The 18,197-nt window shown below is 70.0% G+C and carries 18 protein-coding genes; 12 read left to right on the forward strand and 6 right to left on the reverse strand.

What is annotated here, in order from left to right:
* Positions 1-85: 85 nt before the first annotated feature.
* Positions 86-865, reverse strand: coding sequence for an IclR family transcriptional regulator domain-containing protein (locus QZH52_RS31500; protein WP_286532481.1), 780 nt, complete (start codon positions 863-865; stop codon positions 86-88).
* Between the two features lie 161 nt (positions 866-1,026).
* Here QZH52_RS31500 and QZH52_RS31505 point away from each other — a divergent pair, with 161 nt between their 5' ends.
* From QZH52_RS31505 to QZH52_RS31515, 3 genes are all read left to right on the forward strand, one after another.
* Positions 1,027-2,436: an MFS transporter gene (locus QZH52_RS31505; RefSeq protein WP_301815017.1), complete on the forward strand. Its 1,410-nt coding sequence runs from the start codon at positions 1,027-1,029 to the stop codon at positions 2,434-2,436.
* A 97-nt stretch (positions 2,437-2,533) separates the two neighbouring features.
* Entirely contained in the window at positions 2,534-3,940 is a 1,407-nt protein-coding gene (locus QZH52_RS31510; RefSeq protein ID WP_301815018.1) for a selenium-binding protein SBP56-related protein, read from the forward strand.
* A 20-nt stretch (positions 3,941-3,960) separates the two neighbouring features.
* On the forward strand, positions 3,961-4,635 hold the full coding sequence (locus QZH52_RS31515) for a hypothetical protein (RefSeq protein ID WP_301815019.1): 675 nt from the start codon (positions 3,961-3,963) through the stop codon (positions 4,633-4,635).
* A 9-nt stretch (positions 4,636-4,644) separates the two neighbouring features.
* On the opposite strand, the gene QZH52_RS31520 is transcribed toward QZH52_RS31515, so the two are convergent.
* Entirely contained in the window at positions 4,645-5,427 is a 783-nt protein-coding gene (locus QZH52_RS31520; protein WP_286532488.1) for an IclR family transcriptional regulator domain-containing protein, read from the reverse strand.
* Between the two features lie 165 nt (positions 5,428-5,592).
* Here QZH52_RS31520 and QZH52_RS31525 point away from each other — a divergent pair, with 165 nt between their 5' ends.
* The 8 genes from QZH52_RS31525 to pcaD are packed head-to-tail and all read left to right on the forward strand — an operon-like array spanning position 5,593 to position 14,297.
* Entirely contained in the window at positions 5,593-6,516 is a 924-nt protein-coding gene (locus tag QZH52_RS31525; protein ID WP_286532490.1) for a shikimate dehydrogenase family protein, read from the forward strand.
* A 44-nt stretch (positions 6,517-6,560) separates the two neighbouring features.
* Positions 6,561-7,910, forward strand: coding sequence for an MFS transporter (locus QZH52_RS31530; RefSeq protein WP_301815021.1), 1,350 nt, complete (start codon positions 6,561-6,563; stop codon positions 7,908-7,910).
* On the forward strand, positions 7,910-9,424 hold the full coding sequence (locus QZH52_RS31535; protein WP_301815022.1) for a carboxylesterase/lipase family protein: 1,515 nt from the start codon (positions 7,910-7,912) through the stop codon (positions 9,422-9,424). The genes QZH52_RS31530 and QZH52_RS31535 overlap by 1 nt, the downstream gene beginning before the upstream one ends.
* A 29-nt stretch (positions 9,425-9,453) precedes the next feature.
* On the forward strand, positions 9,454-10,341 hold the full coding sequence (locus QZH52_RS31540) for a sugar phosphate isomerase/epimerase family protein (protein WP_286532498.1): 888 nt from the start codon (positions 9,454-9,456) through the stop codon (positions 10,339-10,341).
* Complete coding sequence (locus tag QZH52_RS31545) at positions 10,338-11,171, forward strand: shikimate dehydrogenase family protein (protein WP_301815025.1); 834 nt, start codon at positions 10,338-10,340, stop codon at positions 11,169-11,171. The genes QZH52_RS31540 and QZH52_RS31545 overlap by 4 nt, the downstream gene beginning before the upstream one ends.
* Before the next feature lie 5 nt (positions 11,172-11,176).
* Positions 11,177-12,331, forward strand: coding sequence for a lyase family protein (locus QZH52_RS31550; RefSeq protein WP_301815026.1), 1,155 nt, complete (start codon positions 11,177-11,179; stop codon positions 12,329-12,331).
* The gene (locus tag QZH52_RS31555; RefSeq protein WP_286532505.1) at positions 12,328-13,536 is read left to right on the forward strand and encodes a multidrug effflux MFS transporter; all 1,209 of its coding nucleotides are present in this window, start codon (positions 12,328-12,330) and stop codon (positions 13,534-13,536) included. Before QZH52_RS31550 ends, QZH52_RS31555 begins: the two co-directional genes overlap by 4 nt.
* A complete protein-coding gene (pcaD, locus tag QZH52_RS31560; protein ID WP_301815028.1) occupies positions 13,533-14,297 on the forward strand; it encodes a 3-oxoadipate enol-lactonase in 765 nt (254 codons plus the stop codon). The genes QZH52_RS31555 and pcaD overlap by 4 nt, the downstream gene beginning before the upstream one ends.
* A gap of 19 nt (positions 14,298-14,316) precedes the next feature.
* Here pcaD and uraH (QZH52_RS31565) read toward each other — a convergent pair whose 3' ends face one another.
* Genes uraH (QZH52_RS31565) through QZH52_RS31580 form a run of 4 tightly spaced genes read right to left on the reverse strand, consistent with a single transcriptional unit; the run spans position 14,317 to position 17,070 of the window.
* A complete protein-coding gene (gene uraH / locus QZH52_RS31565; RefSeq protein ID WP_301815030.1) occupies positions 14,317-14,670 on the reverse strand; it encodes a hydroxyisourate hydrolase in 354 nt (117 codons plus the stop codon).
* Positions 14,671-14,697: 27 nt separating this feature from the next.
* Positions 14,698-15,186 (reverse strand): hydroxyisourate hydrolase, encoded by a 489-nt coding sequence (gene uraH, locus QZH52_RS31570; RefSeq protein WP_301815031.1) that lies wholly within the window; start codon positions 15,184-15,186, stop codon positions 14,698-14,700.
* 16 nt (positions 15,187-15,202) lie between these two features.
* Positions 15,203-15,739, reverse strand: coding sequence for a 2-oxo-4-hydroxy-4-carboxy-5-ureidoimidazoline decarboxylase (gene uraD / locus QZH52_RS31575; protein ID WP_301815032.1), 537 nt, complete (start codon positions 15,737-15,739; stop codon positions 15,203-15,205).
* Positions 15,736-17,070: an MFS transporter gene (locus tag QZH52_RS31580; protein ID WP_301815033.1), complete on the reverse strand. Its 1,335-nt coding sequence runs from the start codon at positions 17,068-17,070 to the stop codon at positions 15,736-15,738. Before QZH52_RS31580 ends, uraD begins: the two co-directional genes overlap by 4 nt.
* Positions 17,071-17,219: 149 nt before the next feature.
* Between QZH52_RS31580 and QZH52_RS31585 the strand changes: the two genes are divergently transcribed.
* Positions 17,220-18,194 (forward strand): LysR family transcriptional regulator, encoded by a 975-nt coding sequence (locus tag QZH52_RS31585; RefSeq protein ID WP_301815034.1) that lies wholly within the window; start codon positions 17,220-17,222, stop codon positions 18,192-18,194.
* Positions 18,195-18,197 lie beyond the last annotated feature (3 nt).

Consider the following 18,197-nt stretch of genomic DNA (forward strand, 5'->3'; position numbering starts at 1 on the left):
AGTGAGGATCAGGAGATTACAGGCTGGCGCCGGTTCGAACCAGTCCGCCAGCACCGGGCGCCGATACGCGCTTGCAAACAGCTTCTCAGATGATCGGCCGCAGCGCCTCGGCCACTTCGCGCAGCACCGGCAGCAGCTTGTCGACCAGCTGCGTGTCGGGGTAGACCTGCCGCTGCACCGTGACGCTGAGCGCGTACTGGCAGTGGCCCTTGCGGTCCTTGAGGGGCAGCGCGAGGCCGCTGAGCCCGAAGTCGAGGTACTGGTCGGCATGCGCGTAGCCGAGCCGGCGCGCCACCCCCACGTTCTCGCGGAAACGGGCCGGGTCGACCACCGTGAAGCCGGTGAAGCTGGCGAAGTCGTGGGCGGCGAGCCAGGCATCGAGGCCGGCATCGTCCAGGGTCGAGAGCAGCGCCAGCCCCGGCGCCACCACGTGGGCCGGCACCCGGGCCCCCGGGTGGAAGCCGATCGACACCACGCGCGGCGAATTGCTGCGCGACAGGTAGACCACCTCGTGCCCGTCCAGGGTGGCGACGTTGAGCGATTCGCCGCACTGCATCGACGCCCGCTGGATGAAGGGCTGGGCGATGCGCGGCACCCGCGCCACCTCCATGAAGGCCTGGCCGAGCCGCAGCACGCGCGGCAGCAGCCAGTAGTACTTGCCGTCGGTCGCCGCATAGCCGTAGTGCACCAGGCTGAGCAGGTAGCGGCGGGCCGCGGTGCGGGTCAGCAGGGCGCGCTCGCCGGCCTCGGTGGCCGTCAGGCGGGGCCGGTCCTCCGAAAAGGCCTCGATCACGCGAAGTCCCTTGCCGAGGCCTTCGATGAGGAGCTTGCGGTCGATGGGCGGTGGCTCGGCAGGTGGGAGCATGGCTGGGGGAAACCCGGTTTTCGTGCGCGTGGTGCACGGGTGCGGTCGATCATCGCTCGCGACATGCGGCTTCGGCGTTGTGGAGAACCCTGAGGCGGTCCAAAGTCGCCGCCTCGGCCCGCGAAGCGCCAGCCGACCCCCGAACCCCCAAGGAGAGACAAATGAGCAACCCCAACGACCACGAGCCGCAAGGCAAGCACCAGTCGAGGAAGGCCGCCGCCAGCGGCTGGATCGGCTCGGCGCTCGAGTACTACGACTTCTTCATCTACGCCACCGCGGCGTCGCTGATCTTCCCGCAGATCTTCTTTCCCTCGGGCAATCCGAGGATCGCGATCATCGCCTCGCTCGCGACCTACGGCGTGGGTTACGTGGCGCGGCCGATCGGCGCCTTCGTGCTCGGCCACTGGGGCGACACGCGCGGGCGCAAGCACGTGCTGCTGGTCTGCATGTTCCTGATGGGCTTCTCGACCATCGCCGTCGGGCTGCTGCCGACCTACGCCCAGGTCGGCCTGCTGGCACCGGCGCTGCTGGTGGTGCTGCGCCTGATCCAGGGCTTCGCGGTGGCCGGCGAGATCGCCGGCGCCAGCTCGATGATCCTCGAGCATGCGCCGTTCGGGCGCCGCGGCTTCTTCGCCAGCTTCAGCCTGCAGGGCGTCCAGGCCGGGCAGATCCTGGCGGCCGCCGTGTTCCTTCCGCTCGCGCACTTCATGCCCGAGGAGGCCTTCCTGTCGTGGGGCTGGCGCATTCCGTTCCTGCTGAGCTTCATCGTGATCGTGGCCGGCTACATCATCCGCCGCGAAGTCGACGAGACGCCGGCCTTCGCCGAGGTCGACAAGGCGCATGCGGCACCCAAGGCGCCGATCATCGAGGCCTTCACCAACAGCTGGCGCGACATGCTCCGCGTGGTCTGCGCGGCCCTGATGAACGTCATCCCGGTGGTGGCCACGGTGTTCGGTGCCGCCTACGCGGTGCAGCCGGCCTACGGCATCGGCTTCCAGAAGGACATCTACCTGTGGATCCCGGTGCTCGGCAACATCCTGGCCGTGATCGTGATCCCGATCGTCGGCAACTTGTCCGACAAGGTCGGACGCAAGCCGCCGATCGTGATCGGTGCGCTCGGCGCCGGCCTGCTGTCCTTCGGCTACCTCTACGCGATCAGCATCCACAACGTGCCGCTGGCGATCGTCATGTCGCTGCTGATGTGGGGCATCGTGTACCAGGGCTACAACGCCGTGTTCCCGAGCTTCTACCCGGAGCTGTTCCCGACCCGCACCCGCTGCTCGGCGATGGCCATCTCGCAGAACATCGGCACCACCATCACGGCCCTGCTGCCGGCGCTGTTCGTCGCCGTCGCGCCGCCCGGCGCGGCCAACATCCCGCTGACCATCGGCGCGCTGACCTTCGGCATCACCATCATCTCGGCGCTGGCGGTGCTGAGCGCCCGCGAAACCTACCGGGTCCACTTGAACGACCTCGGCAACGCCGATGCGGTGCCGGTCCCGAAGCCCGACTACGAGCGCATGCGGGCCCAGACGCTGGCCGATGCCAAGCTGGCCAGGGCCGCGGCCTGAGATCGGCCGCGCACGGAAAGTCCCGGACCGGCCCAGGGGGTTTTTGAGAGCCGGCGACAGGCGCATACTGGCGCGCCATCGCCTGCAGGAGCTCGCCATGCTCGAATCGCTGCGAACCGATCCCACTTTCCACGCCTCGCCGCGGCTGGCGATGGAGGCCGAAGCCGAGCGCATCGCCTACACCGCGCTGCTGTCGCCCGATGCCTCCCGGCCGGATGCGCTGGCGGTGGTGGATGTCGACCCCGCTTCAGCCACCTATGGCCGCGTGCTGCACCGGCTGGACATGCCGAACCGGGGCGACGAATTCCATCACTTCGGCTGGAACGCCTGCAGCTCGGTGCTGTCGCCGATGTCCGGCCATGCGTTCCTGAAGCGGCGCTACCTGGTCATCCCGGGCATCCGGTCGTCGCGCATCTACGTGGTCGACACGCAGCCCGATCCCGTGCGGCCGACCATCGCCCGCGTGATCGAGCCGGAGGAGGTGCTGCGCAAGACCGGCTACTCGCGGCCCCACACGGTGCATTGCGGCCCCGAGGGGCTGTACATCAGCACCCTCGGCGGCGCCGGCGCCGACGGGTGCGAGGGGCCACCGGGCGTGTTCCTGATGGACTGCGAGAGCTTCGAGGTCCTCGGCAAGTGGGAGATCGAGCGCGGGCCGCAGAAGCTGCACTACGACTTCTGGTGGAACCTGCCGCGCGACTACATGGTGTCGAGCGAGTGGGGCCTGCCGCCGCAGTTCGAGGGCGGGATCGTGGCCGAAGACCTGCTGGCCAACCGCTACGGGCACCAGCTCCACTTCTGGGACCTGCGCGGGCGCCGCCATGTCCAGAGCATCGACCTGGGCGCCAACCACCAGATGGCGCTGGAAGTGCGGCCGGCGCACGAGCCGACGCGCGAATACGGCTTCGTCGGGGTGGTGGTCGACACCACCAACCTCGAGGCCTCGATCTGGACCTGGTGGCGCGAGGGCGGCAAGTTCCAGGCGAAGAAGACGGCGGTGATCCCGCCCGAGCCGGCCGATGCGGCGCTGCTGCCGCCGCTGCTGAAGGGCTTCGGCGCCGTGCCGCCGCTGGTCAGCGACATCGACCTGTCGCTGGACGACCGCTTCCTCTACGTGGCCTGCTGGGGCACCGGCGAGCTGCGCCAGTACGAGGTGTCCGACCCGATGAACCCGCGCCTGGCCGGCAGCGTGCACGTCGGCGGCATCGCGCGGCGCACGCCGCACCCGAACGGAACGGTTTTCGGCGGCGGACCGCAGATGACCGAGATCAGCCGCGACGGCAAGCGCGTCTATTTCACCAACTCGCTCTACAGCCGCTGGGACGCCCAGTTCTATCCCGACGGCGTGCCGGGCCGGCAGGCTTTGTGCCACGTCGGTGCCGACGGAGGACTCACGCTGGACCCGGGCTTCCTGGTCGATTTCGGCAACGACTACGGTGCCCACCAGATCCGGCTGCAGGGGGGCGACTGCTCGACCGATTCCTTCTGCTATTCGTCGGCCTGAATCGAGGCCTCCGAGTCGCCGTGAGCCCCCTCGCTGCAGCCTCGCTCTGGGCCGGCGTGGTGGCGATCGGCCTCTACCATGGACTGAATCCCGCGATGGGCTGGCCCCTGGCCGTGGCCAATGGCCTCGAGCGCCAGCGCGGCGCGGCCGTCTTCGCCACCTGGCTGCCGCTGGGGGCGGGCCACCTGCTGGCGATGGCGCTGGTGCTGCTGCCCTTCGCGCTGCTGGCGAACCTGCTGCCTTGGGGCCGCGAGATCCGCATCGGCGTCGGCCTGCTGGTGCTGGTCTTCGGCGCCTGGCGCCTGGTCCGGCCGGGCCGCCACCGGTGGAGCCGGCGCCTTCGGCCGACACAGCTGACCCTGTGGTCCTTCCTGATGGCCAGTGCGCACGGCGCCGGGCTGATGCTGCTGCCGATCCTGGTGGGGCTGTGCGGCGTCCCGGCGGACCCGGCGCTCGATCCGCCGTCCATCCTGGCCCTGATGCGCGCGAGCGCCGCCACGGCGGTCGCGGTGTCGCTGGTCCACTCGGCCGCGATGATCGGTTCGGGGCTCTGCGTCGCCTGGCTGGTCTACCGCTACCTGGGCCTGAAGGCGCTGCGCAGCGCCTGGCTCGACCTGGACACGCTCTGGTCGGCCGGCCTGATGCTGTCGGGGGCGGCGGCCATCGCCACCGCGTGGGGCGGGGCGGGGCATTGACGACAAGGCTCAGAGCAGCCCGCGCATCGCCTGCGCCGTCTCGCGCAGCACCGGCAGCACCCGCGCCACGGCGTCTTCGCTGCCTTCGTGGCCCATCGGCATCGTGATGTTGAGCGCCCCCACGAGGTCGCCGTGGCGGTCGCGCAGCGGCACCGCGATGCCGCGCGAGTTAAGGTCCAGCTGCTGCTCCGACAGCGCCCAGCCCTGGGCCCGGATGCGCGCCAGCTCAAGCTTCATGCGCTCCTTGCTGGCGATGGTGTGCGGCGTGAAGACCGCGAGCTCATGGGTGTCGAGCCAGTGGCTGCGCTCCGCGTCGCTGCGCAGGGCGATCATCAGCATGCCCGAGGCCGTGACCTGGGCCGGGACCCGCGCGCCCAGCACGTAGCCGGTGCTCATGCTGCGGTTCGGCCCGTTGCGCGCGATGTAGACCACCTCGTCGCCGTCCATCACGCTCAGGTAGGCGATCTCGTGCGTGCCTGCCGCCACGCGCTGCAGGAAGGGCTGGACGATGCGCGGCAGCCGCGCCGATTCGAGGTAGGACTGGCCCAGCCGCAGCACCCGCGGCGTCAGCCAGAACAGCTTGCCGTCGCCGGCCACGTAGCCCATGTGCTGCAAGGTCAGCAGGTAGCGCCGGGCCGCGGTCCGCGTCATGCCGGTGCGCTGGCCGGCCTCGCTCGCCGTCATGCGCGGGTGCGCGTCGTCAAAGGCCTCGATGACGGCCACGCCGCGTTCCAGGCCGGCGATCCAGTCGCGTTTGTCGAGCTCGGGCGGGGTGGCGTCGTCGGTGGTCATCGTTCGCGGGGAAACCCTGAATGCGTGCGATTATCGAACATTTGCGTTCGATGATCGATTTCTGCGTGACGGACGAACGCTCGCGCCGGGGCGGCGGCGGCCTACATTAGCGCCGCTTCTTCGAAATCGCGCGATATTCGAACAATTTGAAGCGAGACACCATCCATGTTCCCCTCCATCGTCGGCAGCACCTCCGTCTACCTGCTCCCCGGTGACCCGGTCACGAACGTCCGCCTGCCGCGGATGTTCAACGCGGTCTTCGAGCGCTGCGGCATCGATGCCGTGATGGTGCCGGTCCAGGTGGCCAAGCGCGACCTGGCGGTGTTCGTCAAGGCCGCCTTCCTGGCCAAGAACGTGCGCGGCATGGCGATCGCGCCACCGCACAAGCCGCTGCTGGTGGACCTGCTCGACGGCTGCGGCCTGTTCGGCCGCGTGGCCGGCTCGGTCAACGTGGTGCGGCGCATCGCCAACGGCGAACTCGAGGGCGACCTGTTCGACGGCGAGGGCCTGCTCGGCGCGCTCGACCACTACAACATCCCGTTCCGCGGCAAGCGCGTGCTGATCCTCGGCGCCGGCGTCAGCGCGGCGGCGATCGGCGTCGCGCTGGCCGAGGGCGGCACGGTCAACGGCGCCGAGCACATCGCCTTCCACGACATCGTGGCCGGCAAGGCGGCCGGCGTCGCGGCCCAGCTCGACGCCTTCTTCGATGCCACCACGGTGGCGGTCGACAGCAGCGACCCGGCCGGCTACGACCTGGTGGTCAATGCGACGGCGCTCGGGCTCAAGCCCGACGACCCGCTGCCGGTCGACGTCGCCCGCATGGAACCGCATGCGGCGCTGTTCGACATCCTGCTGCGCAACCAGCCGACGCCGCTGGTGCGCGCCGCCCGCGAGCGCGGCCTCCATGCCCAGGCCGGCTTCGAGATGCTGGTGCAGCAGATGCCGCACTACTTCGAGTTCTTCGGCCACCGCGACGCCGCCCATGCGCTGCGCCACGATGCCGATTTCCTGCGCGAGCTGATCTACCCCCCGGCCATGGCCGACGAGATCCGCCACCCCCTGCGCTACCACTCGGCGAGCGTGGCCTGAGCCAGCGCCCGACCATTCCAGCACTTCCCAAGGAGACAAGCACGATGGCCATCACCCTCAACGCGGCGGACGCGCGCGCGACGCAGCCGGAGCCCGAAGGGCTCAAGACGCCGCGCAAGGCCGCCTTCGCGAGCTGGATCGGCAGCGCGGTCGAGTACTACGACTTCTTCATCTACGGCACGGCGGCGGCGCTGGTGTTCGGCAAGATCTTCTTTCCGTCGATCGACCCGAAGCTGGCCACCGTGGCCGCCTTCGCGACCTTCGGCGTCGGCTACATCACGCGTCCGATCGGCGCCTTCTTCATGGGCCACGTGGGCGACAAGTTCGGCCGCAAGAAGGTGCTGACCTTCACCTTGCTGCTGATGGGCATCTCGACCTTCCTGATCGGCCTGCTGCCGACCTACAACCAGGTCGGCATGGCGGCGCCGATCATGCTGGTCATCCTGCGCCTGCTGCAGGGACTGTCGGCGGCCGGCGAGCAGGCCGGGGCCAACTCGATGACGCTCGAACATGCACCGGCGCACCGGCGCGCGTTCTACACCAGCTTCACCTTGAGCGGCACCCAGATGGGCTTCATCCTGGCGACCATCGTGTTCCTGCCGATCTCGGCCCTGCCCGAGGACCAGCTGCTCTCGTGGGGCTGGCGTATTCCGTTCTTCCTGAGCGCGATCGTGGTGGCGGTGGGTTTCTGGGTCCGCCGCACGCTGCCCGAGACACCGGCCTTCAAGGAAGAGGCCGATGCCAAGGAGACCGTCAAGCTGCCCGCGGCCGTTCTGTTCCGCGACCACACGCCGGCCGTGCTGCGCGTGATCTTCGGCGCCCTGGTGTCGGTGGTGAGCACCATCTTCGGACTCTTCGTGCTGTCCTACGCGGTCAACACCGTGCACATCCCGCGCGCCACCATGCTGACGCTGCTGGTCTGCAGCAACGTGGTGGCGCTGGCCGCGATCCCGCTGTGGGCGATCCTGGCCGACCGGATCGGCCGCCGGCCGGTCTTCATCTTCGGCGCGCTGGGCTGCGCGGTGCTGATCTGGCCGACCTTGTGGGCCATCAGCCGCGGCGACCTGACGCTGATCTTCATCTTCGGCCTGCTCACCTCGGGGATCGTCTACAGCGCCTCGAACGCGATCTGGCCCTCGCTCTACGGCGAGATGTTCGACACCCGCGTGCGCCTCTCGGGCATGGCCATCGGCACCCAGATCGGCTTCGCGCTCGGCGGCTTCGCGCCCACCATCAGCGCCGCGATCATGGGCGAAGGCCCGAACGGCTGGATGCCGGTGGCCGCCCTGGTGACGGCGTCCTGCGTGATCGCAGCGATCTCGATCTTGACGGCGCGCGAGACCTACAAGGTGCCGATGCACGAACTCGGCAAGAACGCGAGGGCCTTCGCCTGATGCGCCACGATCCGCAACAGCCGATGCCGTCGCTGGCCGCCGCGCCCGTGCCCGGCGCCGAGACGGTGCGCGTCGACGGCGGCCTGCTGGCCGGCGTGCGCGACGCCGCCACCGGCGTGCGGGCCTACCTGGGCGTGCCCTTCGCGGCGCCGCCGGTGGGCGACCTGCGCTGGCGCCCGCCGGCGCCCGTGGTGCCCTGGGACGGCGTGCGCCGGGCCGACCGCTTCGCGCCGCAGTGCGTGCAGCCGGGCCGTGCCGCCGATTCGGTCTACGCGGAATTCTCGGGCGTGCAGCCGATGAGCGAGGACTGCCTCTGCCTGAACCTGTGGACCCCCGCGGCAGCGGCCGACGAGGCGCTGCCGGTCATGGTCTGGATCCATGGCGGTGCCTTCCAGCAGGGCTCGGCCGCCAACCCGGTCTTCGTGCGCGGCGATCTCGCCCGGCAGGGCGTGGTGCTGGTCACGATCAACTACCGCCTCGGGCCCTTCGGCTTCATGGCGCATCCGGAACTGAGCGCGGAGGCGGGCGGCAGCTCGGGCAACTACGGCCTGCTCGACATGGCGGCGGCCCTGCGCTGGGTCCAGCGCAATGTCGCGGCCTTCGGCGGCGACCCCGCCAAGGTCACGGTGTTCGGGCAGTCCGCCGGCGGCCACGGGGTCGTGGCCCTGATGGCCTCGCCCGAGGCGCGCGGCCTGTTCAGGCACGCCATCGCGCAGAGCTTCGGCATCAGCCCGACCGAGGACCTGGCGGCCGGCGAAGCGCAGGGGCTGGCCTTCGCGGACGGCGACGCCATCGCCTCGCTGCGCGCGTTGACCGCGGAGCAGCTGCTGCAGCGCTACCTGGCGCAGGGCACGCGCTTCATGCCGATCGTCGACGGCCGCTTCCTGACCCGCACCCTGGCCGAGACCTTCGGCGCCGGCGAGCAGCAGGCCGTGCCCTTTCTCACCGGCTGGAACCGCGACGAAGGCACGGCCTTCCCGGCGGCGGCCAGTGCCGAGGCATTCCGGGCCCAGCTGAAGCGGCGCTTCGGCGAGCGCGCCGGCGAGGCTGAAGCCTTCTACCCCGCCAACGACGACGCCCAGGCGGCGGCGTCGAGCCGGGCGCTGTTCGGCGACGGCCTCTTCGCCGGCGGCGTGCATGCGGCCGCGCGTGCCCAGGCCCTGCGGGCGCCGACCTATGTCTATCACTTCGCGCACCTGCAGCCCTTCCGGCCGGGCCAGCGCTATCGCGAGGCCGATCCGGCCATGGCGCTCGGCGTCTTCCACAGCTCGGAGTACCCGTACGTCTTCGGCACCACGCGCGAACTCACGCGCGACTGGGGGGCCGAGGACGACCGCATGACAGCCCTCATGCAGGGCTGCTGGATCCGGTTCGCCAAGACCGGGAACCCCAACGGCGAGGGCCTGCCGCACTGGCCCTTGTTCGATCACGGCCGGCCCACCGTGCTGGAGCTCAAGCCCGAGCCCGAACTCGTCGATGTGCCCCGGCGCGCCCAGCTGCGCTTCGTGGCCTGACAACCGAATCTTCCGAACCAGGGACTGCCATGGCCATCGCCCTCGACCGCTTCGGCTTCAACACTGTCACGATGGGCGGCGAGCTCGGCCACAAGCTCGAATGCATGAAGGCGGCCGGCTTCGCCGGCGTCGAGCTGTGGGCGCGCGACCTGATCAACCATCCGGCCGGGGTCGAGAAGGCGGCTCAGCTCGTGAAGCAGAGCGGGCTGAAGGTCACCGATTTCCAGCCGCTGCGCGACTTCGAGTGCGCGCCCGACGCGATGCGCCCGCACCGGCTCGAGATGGCGCGCGAGCAGCTGCGCCAGATGGCGCTGGTCGACACCGACCTGCTGCTGTGCTGCTCGACCACCTCGCCGCTGGCGATCGACGATCCGGAGCGCGCCGCCGAGGACCTGCGCACGCTCGCCACGCTGGCGACGCCGCTGGGCATCCGCATCTGCTACGAGGCGCTTTCGTGGGGCCGCCACGTGAACCGCTGGCACCAGGCCTGGGACATCGTGCGCCGCTGCGACCGCGAGAATGTCGGTCTCAATCTCGACTTCTTCCACATGTCGGTGCATGGCGACGACGGCGCCGAGATGCTGGCGCAACTGGCCGAGGTGCCGGTCGAGAAGATCTTCCTGGTGCAGCTGGCGGACTACTTCTTCGAGTACAGCGACCGCCAGGCCGACATGATCGAGCTGGCCCGCCACCAGCGCCTGTTCCCGGGCGAGGGCCTGCACGACGTGCGCGACCTGGTGCAGCTGCTCGAGGACAAGGGCTATCACGGCCACTACACCTTCGAGGTCTTCAACGACGACTACGTCAACTCCGACCCGATGGTCATCGGCCAGCGCGCGATGAAGAGCGCGCGCTGGATCAGCGAATCGCATGTGGCTGGCGCGAGGCCGGCCGACCGAAGGACGACATCCCCATGATTTCCGGCAAGACCACCCTGATCGCCCACCTGGGCTACCCGACCGAGAGCTTCAAGGCTCCGATGATCTACAACCCCTGGTTCGACCGGCAGGGCATCGACGCCGTCGTGATGCCGATGGGCGTCAAGACCGAGGATTACGCCGGCGTGCTGGCCTCGCTGTTCAAGCTGACCAATATCCGCGGCGCGCTGGTCACCATGCCGCACAAGATCACGACCTTGTCGCTGGTCGACGAGGCGACCCCGACCGCGAAGATCGCCGGCGCCTGCAACGCGATCCTGAAGCGGCCCGACGGCAGCTTGCTGGGCGACCAGTTCGATGGCGCCGGCTTCGTGCGCGGCGTGCAGCGCAAGGGCCGCGCGCTGGAAGGCGCGCGGGTGCTCGTGTCGGGCAGCGGCGGCGTCGGTTCGGCGATCGCCGCCTCGCTGGCCGCGGCCGGCGTGGCGCAGATGGCGCTCTACGACAGCAGCGCCGCCTCGTCGGAGGCGCTCGCCGGCCGCCTGCGCGCGCACTACCCGCAACTGGTGGTCACGACCGGCTCCAACGACCCGGCCGGCTTCGACCTGGTGGTCAACGCCACGCCGCTCGGCATGAAGGAGGGCGATCCGCTCCCCTTCGACGTCGCGCGCATCGCGCCGTCCACCTTCGTTGGCGAAGTGGTCATGAAGAGCGAATACACGCCGCTCTTGCGCGCAGTGCGCGACAAGGGCTGCGCAGTGCAGGTCGGCACCGACATGCTGTTCGAGATGATTCCGGCCTACCTGGAGTTCTTCGGTTTCGGCAGCGCCACGCCGGAAGATTTGCGGGCGGTGGCGACGCTGGCTTACTGAACGTCATGAGCCTCTTCGAGGCGGTGCTTTCCACGTCCGAGATGCGCGGCGTCTTCGGCGATCGCAGCGTGGTCGACGCGATGCTGCGCTTCGAGGCCGCGCTGGCACGCGCCCAGGCCCGGCTCGGGCTGATCCCGGCCTCGGCCGCCGCGTCGATCGCCGGCAGCTGCAAGGTCGAGCTGTTCGACGTCGCCAAGATCGTTCGAGACAGCGGCCGCGCCGGCAGCATCGCGGACCCGCTGGTCCACAGCCTCAAGGAGGCGGTCGGCCTCTTCAACGCCGACGCGGTGCCTTTCGTGCATTTCGGCTGCGGCGCCCAGGAACTGGTCGACAGTGCGATGGCGCTGCTGACGCGCGAGGCCGTGGCGCTGGTCGATGCCGATCTGGCCCGCGCCGTCCAGGCGCTGCTCGTGCAAGCCGAGCGCCATGCCACCACGCCGATGCTCGCGCGCCCGCTGGGGCAGCCGGACACGGTCACGAGTTTCGGGCGGGTGTGCGTCGACTGGGCGGCGCCGCTCGCCCGCCGCCGCGAGCGGCTGGCCGGGGCCGCGCGCCGGGCGCTGCAGGTGCGGTTCGGCGCCGGCGACGGTGTGGACGACCGGATGCAGGGGCAGGGCGCGGTGGTGCGCCGGCAGTTGGCTGAGGCGCTCGGCCTGCGCGACCCGGGGGCTGACGGGCGCAGCGAGCGCGACGACTGGATCGCACTCGGCTGCGAACTGGGGCTCTTGATCGGCAGCCTGGGCCGGGTCGCCAGCGACATCGCGCTGCTGGCCCGATCCGAGGTCGGCGAGCTGGCGGAGGGCGGCGATCCCGCTCGCGGCCAGCGACCGGCGTCGGTGGTCGCGCTGGCGGCCGCGCAGCGCGCGCCGCAGCGCGTGGCGGCGCTGCTGGCCGGCATGCCGCAGGCGCATTCGCCGGGCAGTTGGCAGGCGGAGCTGGCCGAATGGCCCCAGCTCCTGATGTCGGCGCACGGCAGCGCGCGGGCGCTGGCGGACGCCTTGCCCGGCCTGCAGGTCGATGCCGCGCGGATGCTGTCGAATATCGAACAGCTGCGCCTCGACCCGGCGCAAGCCGAGGCCGCCGGTGTGCAGGCACTGGCGCAGGTGCTGGTCCTTCAGTCAGCCTCCGAACCCGTCGATCCAAGCGACATTGCGGGATGACTTCCGCCGCAGCCCGCCGCGGCATCTCGTTCGCCCTGCTGCTGCCGCTGCTGCTGGCGGCGCAGCCGGTCGCCACCGACAGCTACCTGCCGGCACTGCCGGCGATCACGCGCGACCTGGGCCCGGCCAGCGCCAGCCTGACTGTCTTCGTGCTTGCCTTCGGCTTCGGCCAGCTGCCCTGCGGCCCGCTGTCGGACCGGTTCGGGCGCCGCCCGGTGCTGCTGGTCGGCCTCGCCAGCTATGCGCTGGCGGCATTGGGCTGCGCGCTGTCGAGCGGGATCCCGATGCTGGTGGCCTGCCGGGCGCTGCAGGGCTTCTCGATGGCGGCGATCCTGGTCTGCGCGCGGGCCGCGGTGCGCGACCTCTATCCGGCCCACGAGGGGCCGCACGTGATGGCGCGCGGCCTCACCGGACTCGGCGTGGTGGGCCTGCTGGCGCCGCTCATGGGGGCCTGGACGGTGCAGTCCGCGGGCTGGCGCTGGGTGCTGGGAGGGATGGCGGCATATGCATTCCTGCTCTGGCTTCTATGCTGGCGCGGCTTCGACGAAACGCGCGCCGACAGCGCCGGCCCCTCCGCGCCCAAGGGCAGCCTGCGCGAAGTCTTCGCCAGCGCGAGCTTTCGCGCCTGGGCCTCGCTGGCCGCCGCCACCTACGGGGGAATCTTCTGCTTCCTGCTGCTGTCGCCTATGGTCTACATCAGCTACCTGGGCTTCTCTCCCGCCTGGTACGGATGGATCCCGGCCGGCGGCTCGCTGGTCTACATCTTCAGCACCACGCTGTGCCGTCGCCTGCTGCGGCGCGTGGGGGCGGTGCGCGCGGTGCAGATGGGTTCGCTGCTGAGCCTCGCCGGGCCGCTGGTGCAGGCGCTGGGCTGCTGGCTGCTGCCGCGCACGGCCTGGCCGCTGCTGCTGGGCCATGCGATCTACTGCATCGGCCACGGCATCCACCAGCCCTGCGGCCAGGCCGGCGCGGTCGGCGACCTGCCGCATCTGGCGGGGCGCGCGGTGTCGTGGTCCGGATTCGCGATGATGGCGGTGGCTTTCGTCGTCGGCCAGGTGGCCGCCGGCTTCGTCGATCCCGAACTCAGCCACGGCGCCTGGCCGATGGTGGTGCCGATGGCGCTGGCCGGCGCCGCGCTGGTGCTGATCGCCTATGTCTGGCTGCCCCGTCTGCCGCTGTCGCATCCTAGAAAGGAAAGCCCATGATCCGCTTGAACCTTGTCCGCGAGGGCGGTGGCCCGATCGTCGTGCTCAGCCATGCGCTCGGCTGCGACCTCCACATGTGGGACGGCGCGGCGGCGCTGCTGGCGCGGGCCCACTCGGTGCTGCGCTACGACCACCGCAACCACGGGGCCTCCGAGTCGGTGGCCGGGCCGGTCACGATGCAGGACCTGGCGGACGACGCGGCCGCGCTGATCGAGCGCGAGGCCGAGGGCGAGCCGGTGCATTTCGTCGGGCTGTCGATGGGCGGCATGGTGGCCCAGGCGCTGGCGGCCCGTCGTCCCGAGTTGCTGAAGACCGTGGTGATCGCCAATTCGGCGTCCCACTATCCGGATGCCGCCCCTTGGCGCACCCGCATCGAGACGGTGCGGGCGCAAGGCGTGGCGGGCATCGCCGAGGGTGCAGTGGCACGCTGGCTCACACCCGGCTACGTGGCGACGCCCGAAGGCGCCGCGGCGGCCCGGCAGTTGCGCGACATGCTCTTGCGCACCGATGCGGCCGGCTACATCGCGAGCTGCGAGGCCGTGGCGGCGATCGACTTCCGCGAGAGCAACCGGCGCATCCCCGTGCCGACGCTGGTGATCGCCGGCACGCGCGACGAGGCCACGCCGCCCTCGATGTCCGAGGCGATGGTGGCGGCGATTCCGGGGTCGCGTCTGGCCACCATAGCAGCCGCTCACTTGAGCGCGGTCGAGCGGCCGGAGGCGTTCACCCAACTGCTCGTCGATTTCTGGCGCAGTCTTTGATGCACTGCGGCGCTATCGCTCAGCTGCCGCGGTAGGTCGAGCAGCTCCACGGCGTGCACAGCATCGGCACGTGATAGTGCTGCTGCGTGTCGAAGATCGCGAAGCGCACCGGCACGGTATCGAGAAAGGGCATGTCGTTGCCGGCGCCAGGCTGGCGACGAAAGAAGTCGCCGACGTGGAACAGCAGCTCGTACTGCCCGACCTTCGCCGCGTCGGGCGCGAGCACCGGCTGGTCGGTGCGGCCGTCGGCGTTGGTGGTGAGGGTCTTCACCAGCTTCCAGCCGTCGCCGTCGCGCACCGAGAAATCGATGCGCATGCCGGCGCCGGGGCGGCCCGTGCCGCTGTTCAGGACATGCGTGGAAATGCCTGCCATGTGCTTGTCTCCTTGTCGATCGGCGGATCAGCTGCCGCGGTAGTACGAGTAGCCCCAGGGGGTGAACAGGATCGCCAGGTGGATGCGCTCCGTCGGGTTCGTGATGCGGAAGCGCACCGGCACCTGCGAGAGGAAATTCGGCTTCGGCAGCGTCGTGCCGCGCGCGGCGAAGTAGTCGTCCAGCTGCAGCAGCAGCTCGTAGCGGCCGGGCTGGTAGGTCGCATCGAGCAGCAAGGGCTCGTCGGTGCGGCCGCCCTTGTTGGTCTCGAAGCGGCGCAGCACTTGCAAGTCATCGCCGTCGTATCTGGAGAGCTGCACCTTCATGCCGGCACCCGGCGAACCGTTGTGCGTGTCGATCGCATGCATCGTGAGGCGCGGGCTCAGGTCGATCTGCGACACCGGCGCGGTCGCGAGCGCGGTCGGCGCGTTCTGTGCTGTCGCAGCGCCGGCCGCAAGGCTGCCGAGTGCGAGACCGGCGGGCAGGAAGGCGCGGCGGGTGAGGGTGGGCGAGGTCATGGCGCGGTAGCTCCGTTCAATGGGCCAGCAGCCTGCCCAGGCGCAGGCGCGTGATGATCGAGATCTGTTCGAGGGCGGCATCGAGCTCGGTGTCGGTGTCGCGCTCGATGCGCGTGCGCAGCGCCTCGAAGATCTGCGAGCGCGTGTTCTTGAGCACCGCGATGATGAAAGGGAAGCCATGCTTCGCCGCGTACGCCGCGTTGAGCCGACGAAGCATCTGCAACTCGTTGCGCGTCAAGGCATTGAGGCCGGCCTGCTCGGCGGTCGAGTGGCCGGTCATGGTGCCGGCCTGGGCCTCCTTGCCGGCCAGCTCCGGGTGCATGCGCAGGAAGTCGATGCGCACCTCGCGTGAGGTTGCCCGCACCACGCCGATCATCGCGCGGTGCAGATCGTCGATGCTCGCGAACGGCCGCTCGGCCCAGACCTCGGTCGCGACCCAGGGCGAGTGCTCGAACACGCCGCCCAGTGCGGCGACGAAGCGCACGCGGTCGAGCCGGTTGATATCCGACAGGCTCAACGCCGGCGCTTCGGAGACATGCATGACGGCGCTCATCGCGTCACCGCCTTCTTCGCGAAACGCGGCACGAAGGCGATGATGAGGATCGCGGCGCAGACCTCGACCGCCGCCACGATGTAGAGCCCCGGCGAGAGCAGACCGGTCGACGTCTTGATGGCGCCCATCATCGAAGGGGCGCCGAAGCCGGCGAGGTTGGCGATCGAGTTGATCAGTGCCACGCCGCCCGCCGCGGCCGCACCGGCGAGGAAGCGGCCCGGCAGTTGCCAGAACACCGGGATCGCGCTCATGGTGCCGACGATCGCCAGCGTCTGCGCGGCCAGCGCGATCATCGGGCTCTGCTTCATGAAGAGCGCCGTAAGCGCGAGGCCGATCGCGCCGAGTGCCGCCGCGAAGGCGCAGTGCAGCCGGCTTTCCTGCTGCCGGTCGGAGTGCAGGCCGTTGCAGATCATGCCGACGGCGCCGCAGAGGTACGAGGCGGCCATGATCCAGCCCACCGTCGCCGGGTTGGTGAAGCCCACTTCCTTGACCACGGAGGGGCCGAAGAAGGTCAGCGACGAATTGGCCGCGATGATGCAGAAGAAGATCAGGATCAGCAGCCACATGCGGCGGTCCTTCAGCGAGGCGATCAGGCTCTCTTCGCGATGGCCGAGCGCCCTGTTGTCGCGTGCCATGTCTTCGTGCACGAGGCGGCGCTGCTCGGCGGTGAGCCAGTGGGCCTGCTCGGGCCGGTCGGTCAGGTAGAACCAGGTCACGAAGCCGGCCAGGACCGAGGGGATGCCCTCGATCAGGAACACCCATTGCCAGCCCGACCAGCCGTTCAGGCCGTGCATGTTGTTCATGATGCCGCCGGCCAGCGGCCCGCCGATGACACCGGCAATGGCCGAGGCCGACATGAAGATGCCGAAGGCCTTGGCGCGCCGCTCGCTCGGATACCAGTAGGTGAGGTAGAGGATGATGCCGGGATAGAAGCCGGCCTCGAACACGCCCATCAGGAAGCGCAGGAAATAGAACATCGCCGGCGTCTTCACGAACATCGTCGCGACGCAGACGATGCCCCAGCCGATGGTGATGCGCATGATGGTCTTCTTGGCGCCGATCCTTTGCAGCAGCAGGTTCGACGGCACTTCGAAGAAGAAGTAGCCGAGGAAGAAGATGCCGGCGCCCAGCCCGTAGACCGCTTCGCTCCAGCCCAGTTCGTCGAGCATGGTGAGCTTGACGAAGCCGACGTTGACGCGGTCGACCCAGGCCAGGACCCAGAGCGCGAAGATGAACGGAATGATGCGCCAAGTGATGCGGCTGTAGGCCGCGTCGAGCGCGTTGGCCGGCGCGGTGGGCACGGCATGTTGCGGAACTTCCAGGGTGGCCATGAACAACTCCTTGACGGGATTCGGGTGGGGCGTCGGATGCGTCCATGGATTGGGCCAGCGCACCCCCGGACTGTCGATAGCGTGCCGGCATGCGAATCGCTATAGACTGCATCGGACATATCGATAGACCCGAACTAAGGGAAAACACCATGCAACGCGGCGTCGATCTACTCGACGGCCATCTGCTGCGCGTGCTCGCCACGGTGGTGGAGGAGCGCAGCGTGTCGCGTGCCGCCGCCCGGTTGCGCCAGACGCAGCCCGCCGTGAGCGGCTCGCTCAAGCGCCTGCGCGACATCTTCGGCGACGCCCTGCTGGTGCGCGACGGCACCGCGATGGTGCCGACCGCCCGCGCCGCCGGCCTCGCCGTGCAGGCGCGGCGTGCGCTCGGCGAACTCGAAGCTTTGCTGGTCGAGCCCGAAGCCTTCGTCCCGTCCGAGGCCGAGCAGCGTTTCCGGATCGCCTCGCCGGACTACATCGCGCCCTCATGGATCGCGCGGCTGGCGCAGCACGTGGGCGCCGAGGCGCCGCGTTGCCGCATCGAGTTGCGTGCGCTCGGCCCGACCTTCGACTTCGAGCGTGCGCTGGGCGACGACGAACTCGACCTCGTGATCGGCAACTGGCCTTCACCGCCCGAGCACCTGCACATCTCGCTGCTGCTGGAGGACGAGCTCGTCTGCCTGATGGCCCGCGACCATCCGCTGGCACAGGGCGCCACGCAGGTCAGCGAGGCCGACTACCTGGCAGCAGGGCATGTGGTGCCGGTGCCCTATGCGATGGCACAGCGCGGCGTGGTCGAGACCTACCTCGGCGAGCGCCGCCTCGGGCGCGACGCCCGCGTGCAGGTGCCTTACTTCGGGCTGGCGCCGTCGATCGCGGCCAGCACCCGGCTGCTGTTCACCACCGCGCGGCACTTCGCCGAGTACCACGCGCGGCTGCTGCCGCTGGCGCTGCTCGAAGCGCCGGCGGGCTTCCCGCGCATGCGCTTCTACCAGCTGTGGCACGACCGGGTCCACCATTCGGCGGCCCATCGCTGGCTGCGCGGCCTGGTGGCGCAGTTCGGGCGCGAGCTGGTCGCCCCGGCGATGCCGCAACGAGGGCAGGGGAATCCGTCGCCCGGCGCTTGAAAA

The sequence above is a fragment of the Variovorax ginsengisoli genome (assembly GCF_030486595.1).
GTDB lineage: Bacteria > Pseudomonadota > Gammaproteobacteria > Burkholderiales > Burkholderiaceae_C > Variovorax > Variovorax ginsengisoli_B.